22 protein-coding genes are annotated in these 18,613 nt (G+C 66.4%); 13 read left to right on the plus strand and 9 right to left on the minus strand.

The features are described 5' to 3' along the window. Positions 1–32: 32 nt before the first annotated feature. A complete protein-coding gene (locus tag KQ910_RS08255) occupies positions 33–3,530 on the minus strand; it encodes a Calx-beta domain-containing protein (RefSeq protein WP_216958193.1) in 3,498 nt (1,165 codons plus the stop codon). 212 nt (positions 3,531–3,742) lie between these two features. On the opposite strand from KQ910_RS08255, the gene KQ910_RS08260 reads away from it, so the two are divergent. From KQ910_RS08260 to KQ910_RS08270, 3 genes are all read left to right on the plus strand, one after another. Then, on the plus strand, positions 3,743–4,828 hold the full coding sequence (locus tag KQ910_RS08260) for a sensor histidine kinase (RefSeq protein ID WP_216958194.1): 1,086 nt from the start codon (positions 3,743–3,745) through the stop codon (positions 4,826–4,828). Then, entirely contained in the window at positions 4,816–5,532 is a 717-nt protein-coding gene (locus KQ910_RS08265) for a LytR/AlgR family response regulator transcription factor (RefSeq protein WP_369408300.1), read from the plus strand. The genes KQ910_RS08260 and KQ910_RS08265 overlap by 13 nt, the downstream gene beginning before the upstream one ends. 72 nt (positions 5,533–5,604) lie before the next feature. Then, on the plus strand, positions 5,605–6,588 hold the full coding sequence (locus KQ910_RS08270) for a quinone oxidoreductase family protein (RefSeq protein ID WP_216958196.1): 984 nt from the start codon (positions 5,605–5,607) through the stop codon (positions 6,586–6,588). 6 nt (positions 6,589–6,594) lie between these two features. Here the strand turns inward: KQ910_RS08270 and KQ910_RS08275 are convergent, their stop codons facing one another. Further along, a complete protein-coding gene (locus tag KQ910_RS08275; protein ID WP_216958205.1) occupies positions 6,595–8,184 on the minus strand; it encodes an ABC transporter substrate-binding protein in 1,590 nt (529 codons plus the stop codon). Between the two features lie 160 nt (positions 8,185–8,344). Between KQ910_RS08275 and KQ910_RS08280 the strand changes: the two genes are divergently transcribed. From KQ910_RS08280 to KQ910_RS08290, 3 genes are all read left to right on the plus strand, one after another. Further along, entirely contained in the window at positions 8,345–9,211 is an 867-nt protein-coding gene (locus KQ910_RS08280; RefSeq protein WP_216958207.1) for an isocitrate lyase/PEP mutase family protein, read from the plus strand. 88 nt (positions 9,212–9,299) lie between these two features. Further along, positions 9,300–9,737: an SET domain-containing protein-lysine N-methyltransferase gene (locus KQ910_RS08285; protein ID WP_216958209.1), complete on the plus strand. Its 438-nt coding sequence runs from the start codon at positions 9,300–9,302 to the stop codon at positions 9,735–9,737. 80 nt (positions 9,738–9,817) lie between these two features. Further along, positions 9,818–9,997: a hypothetical protein gene (locus KQ910_RS08290; protein ID WP_216958211.1), complete on the plus strand. Its 180-nt coding sequence runs from the start codon at positions 9,818–9,820 to the stop codon at positions 9,995–9,997. Positions 9,998–10,028: 31 nt separating this feature from the next. Here the strand turns inward: KQ910_RS08290 and KQ910_RS08295 are convergent, their stop codons facing one another. Further along, entirely contained in the window at positions 10,029–10,349 is a 321-nt protein-coding gene (locus KQ910_RS08295) for an alkylphosphonate utilization protein (protein ID WP_216958213.1), read from the minus strand. A 144-nt stretch (positions 10,350–10,493) separates the two neighbouring features. Further along, positions 10,494–10,826, minus strand: a complete 333-nt coding sequence (locus tag KQ910_RS08300) for an STAS/SEC14 domain-containing protein (RefSeq protein ID WP_216958216.1) — start codon at positions 10,824–10,826, stop codon at positions 10,494–10,496. A 157-nt stretch (positions 10,827–10,983) separates the two neighbouring features. Between KQ910_RS08300 and KQ910_RS08305 the strand changes: the two genes are divergently transcribed. After that, on the plus strand, positions 10,984–11,631 hold the full coding sequence (locus tag KQ910_RS08305; protein WP_216958218.1) for a TetR/AcrR family transcriptional regulator: 648 nt from the start codon (positions 10,984–10,986) through the stop codon (positions 11,629–11,631). Between the two features lie 12 nt (positions 11,632–11,643). Here KQ910_RS08305 and KQ910_RS08310 read toward each other — a convergent pair whose 3' ends face one another. After that, positions 11,644–13,113 carry an FAD-dependent monooxygenase gene (locus KQ910_RS08310; RefSeq protein WP_216958220.1) on the minus strand — a complete coding sequence of 490 codons (1,470 nt, stop codon included), beginning with the start codon at positions 13,111–13,113 and terminating at the stop codon, positions 11,644–11,646. A gap of 272 nt (positions 13,114–13,385) precedes the next feature. Between KQ910_RS08310 and KQ910_RS08315 the strand changes: the two genes are divergently transcribed. Continuing rightward, positions 13,386–13,598 carry a cold-shock protein gene (locus tag KQ910_RS08315; protein WP_216958223.1) on the plus strand — a complete coding sequence of 71 codons (213 nt, stop codon included), beginning with the start codon at positions 13,386–13,388 and terminating at the stop codon, positions 13,596–13,598. Between the two features lie 212 nt (positions 13,599–13,810). Next, positions 13,811–14,026: a hypothetical protein gene (locus tag KQ910_RS08320; RefSeq protein WP_216958225.1), complete on the plus strand. Its 216-nt coding sequence runs from the start codon at positions 13,811–13,813 to the stop codon at positions 14,024–14,026. A 4-nt stretch (positions 14,027–14,030) separates the two neighbouring features. Here the strand turns inward: KQ910_RS08320 and KQ910_RS08325 are convergent, their stop codons facing one another. Further along, positions 14,031–14,702 (minus strand): haloacid dehalogenase type II, encoded by a 672-nt coding sequence (locus KQ910_RS08325; protein WP_216958234.1) that lies wholly within the window; start codon positions 14,700–14,702, stop codon positions 14,031–14,033. After that, positions 14,699–15,427: a glutathione S-transferase family protein gene (locus KQ910_RS08330; protein ID WP_216958236.1), complete on the minus strand. Its 729-nt coding sequence runs from the start codon at positions 15,425–15,427 to the stop codon at positions 14,699–14,701. The genes KQ910_RS08325 and KQ910_RS08330 overlap by 4 nt, the downstream gene beginning before the upstream one ends. A gap of 13 nt (positions 15,428–15,440) precedes the next feature. Here KQ910_RS08330 and KQ910_RS08335 point away from each other — a divergent pair, with 13 nt between their 5' ends. After that, positions 15,441–15,848, plus strand: a complete 408-nt coding sequence (locus KQ910_RS08335) for a hypothetical protein (protein ID WP_216958238.1) — start codon at positions 15,441–15,443, stop codon at positions 15,846–15,848. Here KQ910_RS08335 and KQ910_RS08340 read toward each other — a convergent pair whose 3' ends face one another. Next, on the minus strand, positions 15,849–16,502 hold the full coding sequence (locus KQ910_RS08340) for a hypothetical protein (RefSeq protein ID WP_216958240.1): 654 nt from the start codon (positions 16,500–16,502) through the stop codon (positions 15,849–15,851). It abuts the gene before it with no gap. A 149-nt stretch (positions 16,503–16,651) separates the two neighbouring features. On the opposite strand from KQ910_RS08340, the gene KQ910_RS08345 reads away from it, so the two are divergent. Both KQ910_RS08345 and KQ910_RS08350 read left to right on the plus strand, forming a co-directional pair. Then, complete coding sequence (locus tag KQ910_RS08345; RefSeq protein ID WP_216958241.1) at positions 16,652–16,804, plus strand: hypothetical protein; 153 nt, start codon at positions 16,652–16,654, stop codon at positions 16,802–16,804. Between the two features lie 25 nt (positions 16,805–16,829). Next, positions 16,830–17,834, plus strand: coding sequence for a 2-hydroxyacid dehydrogenase (locus KQ910_RS08350; protein WP_216958243.1), 1,005 nt, complete (start codon positions 16,830–16,832; stop codon positions 17,832–17,834). Positions 17,835–17,864: 30 nt separating this feature from the next. Here KQ910_RS08350 and KQ910_RS08355 read toward each other — a convergent pair whose 3' ends face one another. Next, positions 17,865–18,131, minus strand: coding sequence for a GlsB/YeaQ/YmgE family stress response membrane protein (locus tag KQ910_RS08355; RefSeq protein ID WP_216958245.1), 267 nt, complete (start codon positions 18,129–18,131; stop codon positions 17,865–17,867). A 185-nt stretch (positions 18,132–18,316) separates the two neighbouring features. Here KQ910_RS08355 and KQ910_RS08360 point away from each other — a divergent pair, with 185 nt between their 5' ends. Further along, on the plus strand, positions 18,317–18,592 hold the full coding sequence (locus KQ910_RS08360) for a hypothetical protein (RefSeq protein ID WP_216958248.1): 276 nt from the start codon (positions 18,317–18,319) through the stop codon (positions 18,590–18,592). The last annotated feature ends 21 nt before the right edge of the window (positions 18,593–18,613 follow it).

Raw genomic sequence — 18,613 nt, forward strand, 5'->3', positions numbered from 1 at the left:
GCAGGGCGAGACGCCGACGCGGCGTCACCGCCTCACAGGTCGAGCAGGTCGATGTGCACCGTCGACGGGTTCTGCGCGCCGGCGGCCACGAAACCGAAGCTGGTTTCGCCGTCATGGGCGATCGTTCCGTTGTGGGAGGTATTGCCGATCACGTAGCCGCTCGCATCGTGCGACACGATGACGGCGTTCCAGATGTCGGTGATCTGGTTGGTCGTCTCGATCTTGACCTGCCAGCCCGTGACCGTGGCGTCGCCCTCGTTCTCCAGGGTCACGCTGCCGTTGAAGCCGCCCGACCAGGAATTGACGATCGCGAACATGGCCTCGAGATCGCCCGAGCCCGACGGCTCCGTCGGGGTGGTGGGAGTCGATGGCGTGGTTGATGTCGTCGGCGCGGTGTCGTCGTCGACGATTGTGCCGGTGCCGGTGGCGCGCGTGATCGTGGCGCCCACCGCGTTGCTGAGGACGACGCCGAAATGCTCGTTGCCCTCGACCAGTCTGTCCGGGCTGATCTCGATCGTGATCGTCTTGCTCTGTTCGCCGGCCGCGAAGGTGACGTGGCCGTTCTCTGCGATGAAGTCAGCCGCGCCGGCCTCGCCGTAGACGGTCTGGTAATCCACGGTCACTTCGTGCGTCGCGGCTTCCGAAAGCGTCAGCACGAAGCTCGCGCTCGGACCACTCGGCGCGCCTCCGTCGCCCGGCGCATCCTCGTGGAACTGGTATTCGATGGGCGTGAGGTAGCCCATCTTCGTCTGGTTCACGGTGTTCCAGTTGTCGTTCAGGATGCCCCCGGTGTCGCCCGAGTTGGGGTTCCACGACCAGAAGGTCCAGCTCGGCCCCTTCTGTCCCGGTGCCAGGTCGGACGTGCCGTCGTTGTTGAAGTCGCCACCAAGATACGAGGTGATCGCTTCCAGCCAAGGTGCATCCTTCGGGTCCACCAGCTTGGTGCCGAACTCGCCGATCCACACGGGCGCGATGCCTTCCTTGTAGATGTAGCCCCACATCTGGTCGAACTTGGCGGGCAGGTTCGCCGGGAAGTCGGGGCCCTGGAACCATGACTGCTCGTAGACCGAGTTGGGATAGTCGTGCGCCGAGTAGACCAGCTTGTTGTCGAGCGCGAGGTCGATCGGCCGGTCGCGCACGCCCATCAGGTTGCCGCCCCACCAATAGCTCTGGCCGTTGTAGGTGCCGATGCCTTCGACGAAGATCAACCAGTTGGGGTTCACCGTGCCGATGGCGTTGCCGGCCGTCTCCGCCGCCAGCGCCCAGTCGTTGGCGCCGCCGCTGCCCCAGGTACCGTTGTAAGGCTCGTTGTGCAGGTCCGCACCGATGACCGACTGATCGTCGGCATAGCGCGCCGCCAGCATCTTCCAGTCGTTGATCCAGGCCGACTGCGTATACTGGCTGTTGTACCACAGGCCATTCTCGGACGTGCCGGCCCCGGCATTGCTGCGGTGATGGTCGAGGATGATCTTGAGGCCGATCTCGTTTGCATAGTCGACGATCTTGTCCATGACCTGCAGCGCCGACAGGCCCTGCAGGTCCGGGTTCTTGCTGAAGTCGATGCCGTTCGGCGCGGTCGTCGTATGCAGCATCTCGCTCGAGAAGGGCATGCGGATGGTGTTGAAGCCCAGATCCACCATCTGGTCCATCATGTCCTTGTAGCCGCGCGTCCACAGGCCGTGCGGCGCGAAGGTCGACGATTCGAAGCCGAACCAGTTCACGCCGGCGATCTGCACCGAGTGTCCGGCCGAGTCGATGATCTGGTTGCCCGAGGTGCTGAGCCAGCCGGGCGCCGCCCCGCTGCCGGGATTGCCCTCGATCACCGTCGCGTCGGAAATGCCGAGCGTCGGGCCGGCCGGCGCATCGTCGTTGACGATCGTGCCGGCACCGGTCGCGTCGGCGATGGTCGCGCCGGTCGGGCTCGACAGGACGACGCTGAAGCCTTCGTTGGCTTCAACGGCCGAATCGCCAGTCGTGGCGATCTGAATCGTCTTCTGCGTCTCGCCCGCTGCGAAGGTGAGCGTGCCGGATTGCGCGACATAGTCGCTGCCGGCAAGCGCCGTGCCGTTGGCCGTCGCGAAATTCACGGTGACCGGCGAGGTGGAGGCCGCGGACAGGCTCACGGTGAAAGTGGTCTGGCCGGGCGTTGCCGCGCTGCCTTCGGCGGACGAGGCGTCGTTGATCGAGAGCGAGGGCAGGGCGGTGGCGCTGTCGTCGTTGACGATGGTGCCGAGCGCGCTGCCGTCCCTGATCGTGGCGCCGGTCGGCGAGGTGAGGTTGACCTTCAGGGTCTCGCTGGCCTCGACCGCCGTGTCGCCGGTCACCTGGACGCGGATGACCTTCGACGTCTCGCCGGCGGCGAATGTCAGCAGGCCCGACTGGGCGACATAGTCCTGGCCGGCTTTGGCGGTGCCGTTGGTGGTCGCATAGGCGACCGTCACCGGGCCGGACGTCGCCGCGGACAGGCTGACGGTGAAGGCCAGCTCGCTGGCGCCGCTGTTGCCCTCCGTCACCGTGGCGTTTGCAATCGTGATCGTGGCGTCGTCGTTCACGATCGTCCCGATGCCAAGGCGGTCGGCGATCTTGCCGCCGGTCGCTCCGGTCAGGTTGATCTTCAGCGTATCGTTGCCTTCGATGATCGTATCGCCGGTGACCTTGATGTTGATCACCTTGGAGGTCTCGCCGGGCGCGAAGGTGACCGTGCCGGTCTGGGCGACGTAATCCAGCCCTGCCTTGGCCGTGCCATCCTCGGTGCCGTAGGTCACGCTCACCGGGCCGGTGGTGGCCTCCGAAAGGGTGATCGTGAAGGCGAGATCGCGCGTGCCGCCGTCGCCTTCCTTCACAGTGGCGTCGGCGATGGTGATCCTGGGGACGATGACGTCGTCGGTGAGGACCGTGCCGACCGCCGCGCCGTCGGCGATGGTGGCGCCGCTCGGGGCGGAAAGAGTGAGCGCCAGCGTCTCGTTCAGCTCGGCGACCTTGTCGCCGTTCACCGTGATGCTGATGGTCTTCTGCGTCTCGCCGGCGGCGAAGGTGATGGTGCCCGACTTGGCGACGTAGTCCGAGCCCGTCGTGGCGGTGCCGTCGGCCGTGGCGTAGGCGACCGTAACGGGACCGGTCGCGGCCTTGGACAGGCTGACCGTGAAGTTCATCTGAACGGCGCCGCTGTTGCCCTCGATGACCGAGGCGTCGCCGACCGAGATCGTCGGCAGGACCGGCGGCGGCTCCTCGCCAACGCCGTTCAGCTCCAGCCCAGTCGTCGTCGTGCCGCCCGAGGCGCCGGGAGTCGCCTGGAAGCCGAAGGTGACGCTCCCGCCGGACGAGACGTCGCCGTTGTAGGAGGCATTCCGGATGACGTAGTGGGTGCCGACGCGGCTGACGATCTCGGCGCCCCAGATATTCGTGATGGTGTAACCGGCATCGAACTCGACGGTCCAGCCATGGAGGCTACCCGTGCCGGCATCGACGGTCATGTTGCCGATGAAGCCGGAACCCCAGTTGTCCTTGACCGTGTACTTGACCGTAGCCATCGCTTCCCTCCGCTCAGTTTCCGCGCATCGCGTGCGAGACAGATGCCATCGACATTGGGGCGTTACATCGGCGACCGGCCGGGTAGTCGGTGAACCCGGCAGGAAAGTCGGCGAACGGGTCGCTGCGCGCCTGGCAGGCAGTGCTTGCCTGACTGCTCCAAATGCCCAATCTTTCTCGGGAATTCAGCCGTCCCGCCCGGAGCGCCTCGACCTTGTCCGCACTTCTGCTTGCCCGGTGGAACGGCCTGTCTCTGTTCTGGCGGGTCCAGATCGCGGGCTGGGGGCTGTTCGCGATCGCCGACCTGTTGGCGCAGCGTATCGCCTTTCACAGCTTTTCGGTCGCCTTCGCCCGGACAGGCCTCATTCTCGTCTGCCTGGTCGCGATTTCGACGGCGATGCGCGGCGTCTACGTCACGCATCGCTTCGCTCATCGCGTTTCGATCGGCGGTGTGGCGCTGATCGCGCTGCTCTCGCTGCTGGGAGCGCTCGTCGTCGCGAGCATGATCGTTCTGATCCATGAGGCTGTGCCCTGGATCGTGCCGCCCGACCGTCGTGGCGTCGAAGAGTTCTTCGTTCCATTCGTGCATTACTTCTTTGCCCTTGCGGGGTGGAGCCTCGCCTATTTCTGGCTGCGCGCAGAGATGGCGGAGCAGGCGCAGCATCGAAGGACAATGCGCGCCGAAGCCGAAGCCCTGCGGGCCGAACTCGAACAGCTTCGCCTGCAACTCGATCCTCACTTCCTGTTCAATGCCCTGAACGGTGTCGCGGAGGAGATCCCCGAGCACCCGACCGCGGCATTAGACATGCTCCGCAACCTCACCGCCTACCTCCGGCACTCGCTCGACGGCATAAGTCACACGGTTGTCACGGTGGAGAGCGAAGTGACGGGCCTCGCCGCCTACCTCGCCGTCCAGAAGGCGCGCTTTGGCGATCGCCTGCAGACACGGCTGGACGTGGCGCCGGAGGCCATGAGCCATCGTATCGCGAGCTTCCTGCTGCAGCCGCTGGTGGAGAACGCCGTCAAGCACGGGCGGCGCGAGCACGATCTCGATCTGCGCATCGTCATTCGCGCGAACGGCGATGCGCTTCATGCCGAGGTCTCGAATGCAGGAACGCTTGCCCCCGCCAATACACCGCGCCGCCAGCGCCTGGGCATCGGCGTGGAGAATGTGCGGCGCCGGCTCGCGCTGCATTATCCCGGACGGCATGCTTTCGAGCTGCGCGAAGCGGGCGAACGGCCTGAAGAGAAGAGGGTGATTGCAACACTGGAGCTGAGGGGCGAGCCGTGCGGGTCCTGATCGTCGATGACGAGGCGCTGGCCCGCAGCGCCATGCGGCGCTTGCTGGCGTCGCTTGCTCATGTGGAGATCGTGGGCGAGGCGGACAGCGCCGAGGAGGCCCGCACGCAGGTTGCGATGCTGCAGCCCGACCTGATCTTCCTCGACATCGAGCTGGGCGGCGGGAGCGACGGCTTCGACCTGATCGAGTCGCTGGAACGTCCGCCCATCGTGGTCTTCGTCACAGCCTTCGCGGAGCACGCGGTCGAGGCCTTCGCCGTGAATGCCGTGGATTACCTGCTGAAGCCGGTCGAGCCGGTCCGCCTCGAAGCGGCGCTGGCGCGGGCGGCGCGCCAGCTCGCGCTCTCGGCGCTGCCGCCGGGGCCGGGCGTGATCGAGCTCAGGACACCGCGGCGGACATTGTTCGCGACGCCGGGGGAGATCGTGGCGGTCTCCGCCGACGGCGACTTCACACGGGTCTTCGTGGCGGGCCAGCCGGCGGTGATGATCCTGCGTACCCTGGCGCATTTCGAGGAGCTGCTGCCGGCACCGCCCTTCGTGCGGCTGGGCCGGTCGGTGCTGATCAACCGCGACCGGCTGCGCAGCCTCGAAGCGCCGACGCGCTCGACCGGCCGTCTCGTGCTCGATGGCATGGCCCATCCCCTGACGATCGGCCGCGCCGCGACGGCCCGCCTGCGCGAGATCCTGGCGTCAGATAAAGGCTGAGAGCTTCCGGCTGTTCGGTCTGGCATCGATGCTGCAAGGCACTCTCCAGCGATCGTCGTCCGGGAGGAGCTCATGAAAGCCGTCGTCATCCACGCCACCGGAGGTCCCGAGCAACTGGTTCTCGCCGAGCTGCCGGACCCCGTGCCGGGGGCGGGCGAGGTCCTGATCGATGTGGCCTATGCCGGCTGCAACTGGGCCGACACCCAGGTTCGCATGGGCATCTACCCGCATCCCATGACCTATCCGATGATCCTGGGCTTCGAGGTCTCCGGCACGGTCGCGGCGCTAGGGTCGGGGGTGACGGGCGTGAAGGTGGGCGATCGGGTGGCGACCTTCCCGGAAAAGGGCGGTGCCTATGCCGAGAAGTGCGTCGCTTCCGCCCTGGGCCTCATCAAGCTGCCGGACGCGGTCCCGCTCGACGTCGGCGCGGCCTTTCCCATCCAGGCGCTCACTGCCTGGCACATGATGTGGACGATCTACGGCGGCATCGGACCGGGCGACACGGTGCTGGTGAACGCGATCGGCGGCGGGGTCGGGCTGATGTGCACCCAGCTTGCCGTGCGGGCGGGAGCGCGTGTCATCGGCACGACCGGCACGCCGGGCAAGGAAGCCAGGGCGCTGGCCTTCGGCGCCTCGCGCGTCGTGGTGACCTCGCAGGAGGACTTCGAGCGCGCGGTGCTCGATTTCACCGGCGGCAAGGGCGTCGATCTCGCCATCGACTCCTACGGCGCCACCATGCTCGACCGCACCTTCGGCGTGGTGAAGATGCTCGGCCACATCATCAGCATCGGCGAGGCCGAAGGGCAGCCGTTCAAGAACATTCGCGAGCGCATCCTGCCGCGCTCGCAGACCTTCACCCGCCTGCATCTCGGCCATATCGACCAGACGTCGGCCGAGTGGCAGGCTGGCGTCGACCATGTGCTGGCGGCCCTGGCCGAGGGCTGGCTCAAGGTCCCGATCGAGGGTGTGTTTCCCCTGGCCGAGGCGGCGGACATGCACCGCCGCCTCGAAGGTCGGGGCGTCGCCGGCAAGCTTTTGCTGAAGGCGGCCGGCTGACGCGCACTAGCGATCCAGCCAGACGTCCTCGAAACGCCAGTTGTTGTAGATGCTGTTGATGTGCAGCGTGACGTTCTTGACCTGCGGCTGCCAGCATCCGGCGATACGGCCGTGGCTTATGATCGGCCGCGCCACGTCCTCCTGCAGCTTGCGGTCGATCTCCCAGACCATTTCCTGCCGCTTCTTGCGGTCGGTCTCGCGCGACTGCTCCTCGAAGAGCTTGGTCATCTCCGGATTGCAGTAGTTGTTGTAGTTGCGCAGCGAGCCGCAGGCATAGCCCTCGAACAGGGTCACGTCGGGATCGTCGACCGCGCTGCCGGTGAGGTTGAGCGCGACGACATAGTCCTTCTTGAAGACGCGGTTGTAGTAGACGCTGGTGTCGATGATCTCGAGTTCGGCGTCCATCCAGATCTGCTTGAGCTGGTCGATGAGGATCACCGCCGGATCCTTGAAGGTGGCGATGTTGCGGGTGCTGACCTTGAGCTTGAGGCGCTTGTCGGGCCCGTAGCCTGCTTCCTTCATCAGCGCCCGCGCTTCCTCGCGGGCCTTCTCCACGTCGCCATAGCCGATGAGGCCCTGCAGCTTCTCCTTGGGCAAACCCCAGACACCGTCTGGCGGCGGCAGCATGGCTCCGCCCATCTGGCCTTCGCCCTCGCTCAGGATCCTGATGAAGGCATCGCGGTCGAGGGTCAGCGCCATGGCGCGGCGAACTTTCGGGTTGTCGAACGGCGCAACCTCGCGATTGACGATCAGGTTGGTGCTGACGCCGCTTTCGCGCATGGTGCACTGCGCCTGGGGTGCGTCGCGCTTGATGTTCTTCAGCAGCGGCACGGTGACGTCGGCCGGGAAGGTCATGTCGAACTTGCCGGCGACGAACGACAGCATGCGCGTCGAGCGGTCGGCGATGATCGAGAACTCGATGGCGTCGAGATAGGGCCGTCCCGGCTTCCAGTAGTCCTGGTTCTTCACCAGCTTGATGCCCTCGTTCATCTTGAAATCGGCCAGCTTGAAGGGCCCGGTGCCGACCGGCTTGCGCCGCATGTCGGCGGCCGGGACGTGGCAGGGATAGATCGGCGTGTAGCCGGAGGCGAGCAGCGCGAGCAGCGAGGGTTGCGGCTGCTTCAGATGGAAGGTCACCTCCGACGGGCTGTCCGCGGTCACCTTCTCCAGGTTGCCGTACCAGGCGCTGCGCGGATTGCGGCGCAGTTTTTCCGGCGTGAGGATCAGGTCGAAGGTGCAGGCGACGTCGGCCGCCGAGAACGGCTTGCCGTCGTGCCACTTCACGCCGTCGCGGGTCTTGAAGACCAGCTTGCGGCCGCCGTCCTTCGTCTCCCAGCTCGTCGCGAGGTCGGGCACGATGGTGTCGAGGCTGTTCTTCGGCGCGTTCTGGTCGAAGATGACGAGATTGTTGTAGATCGCCATGAAGGGGACGGCGACCGAGACGGTCGATTCCTCATGGATGGAGGCGCTGGGCGGGGTGTCCATGTGCTGGATGCGCAGCGTGCCGCCGCTCTTCTGTGCCCATCCGGGGCCTGCCCACCCGACGAGCGATGCGGCGATGCAGATCGAAGCGAAACGCGTCTTGGTGATTTTCATTCTGGTTTCCTCCCGACAACGGCTTGCTGTTGATGCTTGTGACTCTCCGTAGGATTGCAGTGCGGCTGAAAGCCTAGACCGCGTGCAGTCGGTGTGTCGACCTGCTTGCGCGGTCTGCTATCGTCCGCCGCCCTTTGCGAGAAACCCGAGGAGATCCGAAGTGACCAGTGCCCCCCAAGGTCTGCGCGCCCTGCTGGCCGAACCCGGCCTCGTCGTCATGCCGGCGGTGTGGGACGGGCTGACCGCCAAGCTGACCTATGGCGAAGGCTTCAAGACGGCGTTCCTGTCGGGCTCGTGCGTCGCCGCCAGCCGCCTGGGTGGCCCCGATCTCGACCTCGTCTCGTTCGGCGAGATGTTCGATTCCTTCAACATGGTGCACAGCGCGGCGCCCGACCTGCTGGTGCTGGCCGACGGTGATCACGGCTACGGCAATGCGATGAACGTGCAGCGCACCGTGAGTGCCTACGGCCGCGCCGGCGCCGCCGCCGTGCTGATCGAGGACAAGATCACGCCGCGCGCGCTCACCGCCGCCGGCAAGCCCTGCCTGCCGCGCGAGGAAGCGCGCATGAAGATCCGCGCCGCCGTCCAGGCTGCGAAGGAGTCGGGTATCCTTGTGCTTGCGCGCACCGATTGCCGTCCCACGCAGGGCATCGACGAGGCCGTGGCCCGCATCGAGATGTATGTTGAGGAGGGCGCCGACATCCTGTTCCTCGACTCGCCGGCCGACGACGAGGAGATCCGGCGTGGCGTCGCCGCCGCCAAGGGGCGCCCGTCCTTTGCCGTTTTGTCCCCCGGCGCGCCGCGCGCCACGCCCTCGCAGACCGAAGCCCTCAAGCTCGGCTTCAAGATCGGCACCTATCCGACCGGCATGCTGTCGCCTGCCGCCGCCGGCATGAAGGCCGGACTGGCCGCACTCAAGGCCGGCGAGGCCGAGAGCAAGAGCGCGCTGTCGCCCGCCGACCTGCGCGCGACGCTGGGCTACGCCGACTACGACACCGCGGCCAAGCCGTTCATCGTGAAGGCCTGAGACCCGACTTCCACCGCAGCATTGCGTTGCCGCGCGGGCCCGGAGTATTCACCGGGCACGCGCGGGCATTCCCGAGAGTAGAGAGTTCATGAAACGCAAAGTCAGCAAGGCATTCGTTCATCTCGGTGCTTCCAAAATCCATGGTCTCGGATGCTTCGCCGACATCGACATCAGGAAGGACGAACTGGTCCGCGTATGGGACGGCAAGGACAGCCGCTTTATTCCGCTGGCCAGGGCGCACGCCTCACCGCAGGTCCAGCTCATCAAGCGCTTCGGCATCCGCAGCGCCGGCGGCTACTGGGCGCCGCTCGACTTCCTGCGGATCTCGACCGGCTGGTACATGAACCACGCCGCCGATCCCAACATCGGCTCCGACGACGGCGACGTGACCTACTATGCGCTGCGCGACATCAAGGCCGGCGAGGAACTCGTCATGGACTACCGTCTCATGGATGCGCGGCACGACAATCTTAGTCGTGACGAGGTCGTGCCGGCGACGTCCCGGGCCAAGCGGCGCCGCAAGTAGACATTCGCCAGATCGATCCGGCGGCAACCGAAGCTACTTCCGGGCCGTTCGCTTCCTTGTGCAGGAACAAGGAGAATGCCATGGCCACCGATCCCGATCCCAAGCCGCGGGAACGAACCAACACCGATATCGAGCGTGACACCGGCACCGGGGAGACGGTGCGACCGCGTGACAAGGACACCAGCCGCACTGTCGGCCCGGAGGACGAGGATCGCCGCGTGCGTCCCGGCGAACAGCGTCCGCCCGGGACGATGCCCTGACGGCAGTGCCACGCGCCGGAGCTTCGTTGCTTTAGCGCTTGCGGACGAACTCGGCGCGCAGGACCAGGCCCTTGATGGTGTCGTGGCGGCAGTCGATCTCCTGGGCATCGCCTGTAAGACGGATGGTCTTGATGACCGTGCCGCGTTGCAGCGTCTGGTTGGCGCCCTTTACCTTGAGATCCTTGACCAGGATGACGCTGTCGCCGTCGGCCAACAGGTTGCCGACCGAGTCGCGCACCTCCACGCCTCGCGCAGCCTCCTCGGCCGCCGCCTTCTTCGCGGCTGCTTCTGCGGCGGGCATCCACTCGCCGCTGGCTTCGTCGTAGACATAGTCGTCGTCGGTGTCGGCCATCTGCACTTCGGCTCCTGCAAGCGAGCGAGCGCTCTACAGGCCGGGCGCAACCGTCGCAACCCGGCGCATCGTCTCCCCCTGAGACATCCGGGACGCGTTACAGGCTCGGAGGGAGGCGATCGGCGTCTCCCGTTGCGCAGTTCCCTAAAGGGACTGTTTCAGGATCCAGTCTCGTGCCGGACCCGCTTGCTGGAAGACGCGCATCGGGCGGTTCGCGGCCGCCAGCACGCCGAGTATGCGAGCCACCATGGCGATCTTGTCCTCGGATACGACGACGGCCAGCGGACCGACCGGTCGGGTGTGATGCGCTGACCTCATGCGAACTCCCACCGCCAGGATGTTGTCGGCCCCCATACTGGTATCGGCGCTGCTTCCGTCGAACAGCTTGCGGTAGGCATACAGTTTGGCGTTGTCGATCACGTCCAGATAGGCCTCGAACTCCGGCCGGGTGACGTCGCCCTCGGCGACAACGGTCATGAGCTGATGTTTCGAATGTATGGTCCAGTGAACCGGCATGGAGCCCAACTCTGCCAGCGACCCTGCTCAAGTGCCAGAGATGCGAAAGGAGGGGGTGACGCTGCCGGGCGGCAGGCCTATTGCTGAGATCGTTCATCGTTCGTGGGAGCGCCAACCAGTGACCTCGCATGAGGCTTTCCCGTCGGGTCCAGCCGCCTCGCTGTCCGAGCCGATCCGTTTCGATGGAAGGCGCCTGCGCAGCGAGCGCACCCGGCATCTGATCATCGAGGCCTATGTGATGCTCCTCCAGGAGCATGGGCGCATGCCGACTGCGGCGGAAATCGCGGCGCGGGCCGGCTATTCGGTTCGCTCGATTTTCGAGCGTTTCACCGACCTGGAGGCTCTCAGCCTCGCCACCGCCGACTACGCCATCGCGCTGGGGCAGGCCGAGGCCGAGCCCCGGGATGTCGGCGGCGATCGGGCCGCGCGCATTCGTTCGCATGTGCATACCCGTGCCCAGGCCTGCGCGAAGTGGCTTCCCTTGTGGCGGATCCTCACGGCCAAGCCGGTGGAAGAGCAGTTGCCCGATATCCGGGCGCGCGTGCTGGCTGTGCGCCGGGCCAACGTCGAGCGGCTGGAACTGATGTACCGGCCCGAACTCACCGCCCTGGATCCCAAGGCCCGGGAGACCCTTGTGCTTGCCCTGGCGACCCTCACCAGTTTCGAGAGTTGGGGAGCCCTGAGAGACGACTTCGGCTTGCCGTGGGACTCTGCCCTGGACGTCTGGGCGTCGGCCATCGATCGGATGCTGCCGTCGATTTCCTGAAGACGCGGCTGTTCAGGCCTCCAGCGCCGCCAGATAGGCTTCCGCGCGCGCCGTATCCTGCGGTCCTCCGGTGAATCCCACATATCCATCGGGCCGGATGAGGCGCAGCGTCTTGGCATCGATGGGGTCGCACGCCGGCCCCATCGTCACGAGGTTGGGAAACTTCGCGGCAAGTCCGGCCACCGGATCAGGAAGGCCGAGCGCCGTGAAACGGCACCCGCCGGGTCCCTCGGCCAGCCGGTGCGGCCAGCGTTCGCCCGCTTTGGGACCGTTGGCGACCGGGCCGCTCGCGGCCGTGAGGGGACTGTCGGGATAGCCGATGTCCATCTCGCCGAGTTGGTCCGCAACCTTGTGCTGGATCTGAGGGAAACCGGCGGCGAAGCGCAGGACGGTGTTCCGGATATCCTGCAGCAGCGGATTGCGCAGTGTCGCCAGCTCGGTCAGCCGACCCGCATTCTTCAGGACGAGATCGCCGACGGCTGAGCGCTCGCGCGAGTAGCTGTCCAGGAGTGCGGGCTTCGCCGCGCCTTCGATCACCAGTGCCAGCTTCCAGGCGAGATTGAAGGCGTCCTGCATGCCCGTGTTCATGCCTTGGCCGCCGGCCGGGCTGTGAATGTGGGCGGCGTCGCCCGCAAGGAATACGCGACCCCTGGAGTATTCCTTCACCTTGCGCTCGTTGATGCGGAAGGCGGCGAGCCAGACCGGATCGGTCATTGCGATGGCAGGCGAGCCGCGATGCGCCATCAACGCGTTGATTTCCCCGAGCGTCGGATCGGGATGGAGTTCGCCGTCTGCGGCGGGACCCAGGTCGGCGATCACCCTCCAGCGATCCCCGACGATGGGAAAGAAGGCGAGTATGCCGTCGCGGTGCCAGAAGATGTGCAGGTGATCCTGGCGATCGAGGCCTGTGACGTGGCCGTCGGCCAGCGCCCAATGGGATTGCAAGGTCGAGCCTTCGAAGGCGAGGCCAAGTCCGTGACGAACCGCCGAATGCGCGCCATCGCAGCCCACGAGCCAATCGGCCTGAATCGTCTCGCTGTCGCCGCTGGCCCCTGTGAGGACCGCTTCCACCGAATCGCCCCTGTCCGTGAAGCCGCTCAGGCCGACGGTACGCTCGACCGTCACCCCTGCCGCCGCCAGCCGCTCCTCGAGGATGCGCTCGGTCTCGCTCTGGGGGATCATCAGCGCGTAGGCGAACCGGCTGTCGATCAGGTCGAACGCAATCCGGGCAACGATCTGCTTGCCGGTTGATATCTGCGCGCCGTGCGCCTGAAGGCCGGCCGACAGGAACCCCTGGACGTAACCGGCCGCGTCGAACAGTTCGAGCGTCCGGCTCCACAGGACGAGCGCCTTGGATTTGTCGGTTCGCTGGGCCGCCTTGTCGACGATGCGCACGGGAATGCCATGGCGAACCAGTTCGTTGGCGAGGGTGAGGCCAACGGGACCTGCACCCGAGATGAGCACCTTCGGATTGCCGGGCATGCGACATTCTCCCCTCTCAGTGTCGCCTGGAGCTTAGCGGGAGCCGGATTCAGGACCAATCGGTCCTTGCAAATGCCCTGGCAAAAGGCCATATCCAGCGCGTCGATAGACGGACGATTGATTTGGTCCGCGTTTCCGGCCTTGCCGGCAAACCCGCTCCACGAACACTTGATCCCGAAAACCAGTGCGAATTCGACGGCCGGCTGCGCGTCCCTTTGTTTTTGCGGGACGCCGCGCGGGTAAGCATATCTAAAGTAGTGAAAGGGTTACCCATGGCTACGGGAACCGTGAAGTGGTTCAATATTCAGAAGGGCTTCGGCTTCATCCAGCCGGACAACGGCGGTGCCGATGCCTTCGTGCACATCAGCGCCGTCGAGCGCGCGGGCCTGGGCTCGCTGAACGAAGGTCAGAAGGTCGAGTATGAACTCGTCGCCGACCGTCGCAGCGGCAAGATGGCCGCAGACAATCTGAAGACTGCCGGCTGATGAGCCGGCTGCCGCTTGCGGCAGCCACGCTCCAGCGAAGCAAAAAGGCCCCGCACCCTTTGGGTGCGGGGTTTTTCTTTTCCCCGGCCTCTACGGTCGCGGCGCTGCCTCGAAGGTCCACCGCCAACGCACGCTCCCTGCACGCATTCCCGACGGGGAATCGCGCCTCAAGCCCCCTCGATGTCGACGGACCTGAACCTTGGGAGGCCCCGATGGGCAAGAAATCCAGCAAGCGCACGGAATACGTGCTGTTCAACGTCACTTACGAAGACGGCAGCCAGCGCTCCAACCGCCGCGTGCCGCTCGATGCCCTCGAAGGGCTCGAAAAGGACCTGCCGGCGCGCGACATCATCGCGGAGCAGGATCGCGAGGTTGCCGAGAAATCAGGCAAGCCGGCGCTCGCCATCAAGACGCTGGTGCGCGCCTGATCGTTCAGGCGAGGATCGAGCGCGCCGCCTCGGCGACATCCCTCACTTCGGTGAAGGGATACCATTGCGGGTCGGCCGTCTCGGCCCGGCGGTTCACCCAGTAGGCGCGGATGCCGAGCGCCCTGCACACCGCCATGTCGAGCGGCTGGCTGGCCGCCACATGCACGGTGTCGGCCGGCGTCACGCAGAGCACGGCATGGGCGTGGTGGAACAGCCGCGGGTCCGGCTTGTAGGCGCGCGCCTGCTGCGCGGTGATCACCGCGTCGAGCGCGAGGCCGAGGCCGGGCAGGCTGCCGGCGATCAGGTCGTCGTCGGTGTTCGAGATCGCCGCGAGCCGCCAACCGCCCGCGCGCAAGGCTGCGAGGGCGGCCGGAACGTCAGGATGCACCGGCAGTCGTGACAAACCTGCGATCAGGCCTTCGACATCCTCATCGCGTATCGCAAGCCCGCCATGGTCCAGCGCAAACCTCAGGCTCTGGCGCAGCACGTCGCGATAGGGTCGCCATGGCGGCGTGTCGCGCAGCCGGCGGCCTTCGGCGTGGAAGGCATGGATCAGCGGCGCGAGATCCATCCCGGGCTTGCCATGTCGCGCAACGATCGCGCGAAAGCCCTTTTCGACACCTTCGTGCCATTGCACCAGCGTGCCGTAGAAATCGAAGGTGACCGTCCGCGTCATGCCGTGAACGGTCCGATCTTCGCCGTGGCGAAGGCCGGACGCGCCTGGATCGCGGCCCACCATTCGGCGACGCGAGGATGCCGCGCCGCCGTGATCTCCTCCGGCGCGATCTCCTCGTCGATGCGCTTGATGAAGGGCACCGCGCCGATGTCGGCGAGCGAATAGTCGTCGCCTGCCAGCCATCGGCTCTGGCGCAGCGTCTCCTCCATCCGGTCGACCAGGCCGACGGTCAGCTTGGTGCGCGCCTCCTGGCGCTCTTCATCGGTGTAGGGCCGGCGCGCTGTGCGCAGCCATGCTTCGCGCCGCTCCTTGCTGGGAACGTTCGCGAGCTTTTCGGCGAGTTCGGCGTCGGACCATTGCGAGGCGACCTTGGCCATCGAATGCGCCCAGTTGAAGATGATCAGGTTGCCGATCAGACCGTCGACGTGGCGGATCCAGTTCCGCATCACGGCGCGATCGTAGGCGTCGGCCGGACGCAGCGGCGGCTTCGGCCAGGTTTCATCCACGAACTCGCAGATCGTGCCGCTCTCGTAGAGCGATCGGCCGTCCTCCAGGATCAGGAGCGGAATGACACCGTTTGGATTGAGCTTCAGGAAGGATGGTGCATGGTGTTCCATCTTCGCGAGGTCGATCACCTTGCTCTCGAAGGGCAGGTTCTTCTCGGCCAGGCACAACCGAACCCGCCGCGACGCCGATGATCTCCAGCCGTGATAGAGCGTGAGCATTTCCCGATCCCCAATGATGCGTAAGCCCGTTCAGCTTGCGGACCTGCCGATGGTGCCGCAAGACAGGAAGGGCGGCACGATGCCACGCCGGCAACAAGCAGCGCCGTATTTCGTTGAAGGCAGCATGACCTACCTCCTGCCTTTTGTTTCTTTTTTCCTTCTGGCAACCTTCGTGTGCCTCGTCCTGCCCGGCCGGTCGATGGCGGAACCGACCTCCGCGGAGGCCGCGCGCTGCGAGCAGCTCATCGACTATTACGACCGCTACGGCGCGGGTCGCAGCCCCCATTCCGATGGCCGGCGCAACATGACCCGCATCGCCGCCAGCATCGATTGCGAGCGCGGCGATTTCGCGCGCGGCATTGCCGAGATGGAGGCGCTGCTGCTGGCGAGGAAGTTCACGATCCCGCCTGCCGGGAATTGATCAGCGAGGCCCCGGCGTCGGCGGCAGCAGCCTGTCGATCGCCGTGATCCAGGCGTCGATGGCGTCCGCGACGGAGAGGCCATGGCGCTCGCGCATGCGCCCCCAGCTCTCGAAGTCGGTAACCTGTTCGAGCGCGATCAGGATTTTCCTGCGGTCAGCTTCCGGAAGGGGGGCGAGTTCCGCGCGGTACATCAGGGCGAGCCGCGCCCATACCGCGTCGCGCATGAGGCCGATCCGGGTCTTCAGGAACTCCGATTCGTTCTGATTGTGCAGGAGCACCCGCCAGAGCGGCAGCCAGCGCTCGCAGACTCCGGCGCGGGTCTCCACCTGGGCTCGCAGGCGCTGCTCGCGGGTGCCGTCGAGGTCGCGGATTGCAGCCTGGGCGAGACCTTCGGCAAAGGCATAGTCGGCGGCGGCCAGGCTGAGCGCCAGCAGGTCGTCGAAACGCTCGAAGACCGAGCGCACCGAATAGCCGGCGCGTTTGGCGATCTGGGCCGCTGTCGGGATTTCGGGACTGTCGCGCAGCAGTTCAAGATAAGCCTCGATAATGAGCTGCTTGGTCCGCTCGCTGCGCAGAGCCCGGCCGTCTATGCGGCGCGGTTTGGGCAAGCCTCCCGGCGACGTCGCCCGTGTCGTCTTGTTGCCGTCCTGCACCCTGTCTCCGGACCGGTTCCCACCGCACGAAGGCGATTGATGTTGCGAGTGTGACGGGTTTCGCGCCGCCCCGCCAGCCGTGACGCACCCCGATCGAAGCCGATAGACCTCGCTCTGGAACGTCTCAAGAGGTCGCGCGTTGCAGGGATATGAGCAAGACCCCCGAACGCACGCCCAACGACCGCCAGCATCAGGCGGCGTTGCGCGTTTCGACCAAGCAGATCGCCAAGGACGCCGTGCGCGGCGGGCCGAAATCCGTCAAGAAGGACAAGCGCCCGACCGGGCAGGGCCAGAAGGGCTAGGAGCCCGGCGCCCGCGGGCCGCGCGATGCGCGTCGCTGTTTTCAGCACCAAGCCCTACGACCGGCATTTCCTGGACGCCGCCAACACGTCCGACTGTCACGAGCTGGCCTATCTCGAACCACGCCTGACACGCGAGACCGCGGCCCTGGCCGATGGTGCAACGGCGGTCTGTGCCTTTGTGAACGACGCGCTGCCGGTCGACGTCCTCCGGGCACTCGCAGGGTGGGGCATTCGCCTTGTGGCGCTGCGGTGTACGGGCTTCAACAATGTCGACCTCGTCGCGGCCCGGAAGCTCGGGATCACCGTCGCCCGGGTACCCGAATACTCACCGCACGCCGTCGCCGAGCATGCCGTCGCCCTCGTGCTGGCGCTCAACCGCAACATCCATCGCGCCTATGCCCGCGTCCGCGAAGGCAACTTTGCGCTCGAGGGGTTTCTGGGCTTCGACATGACGGGCCGGACCGTCGGCGTCATCGGTACCGGGCGCATCGGTGCCACCTTCGCCCGCATCCTCGCAGGCTTTGGCTGCACGATCCTCGCCGTCGATCCGGCACCCGACCCGGCCTGTATCGCGGCGGGCGTGCGCTACGTCGAGCTGTCCGACCTGCTGGCGTCCGCCGACATCGTGTCGCTCCATTGCCCTCTGACGCCCGCGACCCGCCACCTGATCGACCAAGCCGCGCTTGCCCGCATGCGCCGGGGCGCCATGCTGATCAATACGAGCCGCGGGGCGGTCATCGATACGCCGGCGGTGATCGCGGCGCTGAAGGCCGGCCACCTCGGTCATCTCGGCCTCGACGTCTACGAGGAGGAGGCTGACCTGTTCTTCGAGGATCTGTCCGACAAGGTGATCCAGGATGACGTCTTCGCCCGGCTTCTGTCCTTTCCCAACGTGCTCGTCACGGGGCACCAGGCGTTCTTCACCGCCGATGCCCTGCACGGCATCGCGGGCACCACGATCGCCAACATCACGGGCTTCGAGCGCGACGGCCGGGCCGTCCACGAGATTTCGGTCGAGAAGCTCGCCTGACGCGGGCAAGCGCGACGGCGATGAGGCTGGCTAGGCCCTCCGCCCGCGCACCAGTCCGACGATCAGCAACAGGATGATCGCACCCAGCGCCGCGAACAGGATCTCCGAGAGGAGCCCGCCGCCCAGACTGAGGCCGAGGCGGGGAAACAGCAGGCCCGCGAACAGCGCACCGGCGATGCCGACCAGCAGGTCGCCCACCAGCCCGAACCCGGTGCCGCGAACCACCTTGCCGGCGAGCCAGCCGGCAACGATGCCGACGATCAGGATGACGAGGATGCCTTCGGCCGACATGTTCATGGTGAGATCTCCCGGCCGTCCCGCGGAGGCGCAGCACATCGGCGCAGGGTGAACGCGCCAGACTTCCGGGCGTTGCGGGCCGTCGGTCTGCCCGCCGCAATGACGCCGCGCTGGAGGTCTATGCCACAACCCATCCGGGAGGCTATGGTCCGCCCCCTTTCAAGCCAGCGAGAGAGAATCAGTTCATGCGCCTCATCCATCTGCCCCTGCTCGGCCTGCTCCTGCTGCCCGTTGGCGTCCAGGCCGCCGACCAGGCGGCCGCGTCTGCCTGCGCCGCGCAGCTCTCGAAGGACGGCCAGCTCCTCTACGGCAAGGTCGCGCCGACCATGACGCCCAAGACCGACATCAAGGATGCCCTGACCGGCGTCGCCCGCCCGATGGTGATGGGCGGCTCGATGTCCCGTGACAATGCCCGCGTCGCCGCCGAAGCGGCCGGCGAGTGCCTGAAGTTCCTGAAGTAAGGCGGAGCTGACGTCCGGGGC

Origin of the sequence: Reyranella humidisoli (assembly GCF_019039055.1) — a bacterium.
Classification (GTDB): domain Bacteria; phylum Pseudomonadota; class Alphaproteobacteria; order Reyranellales; family Reyranellaceae; genus Reyranella; species Reyranella humidisoli.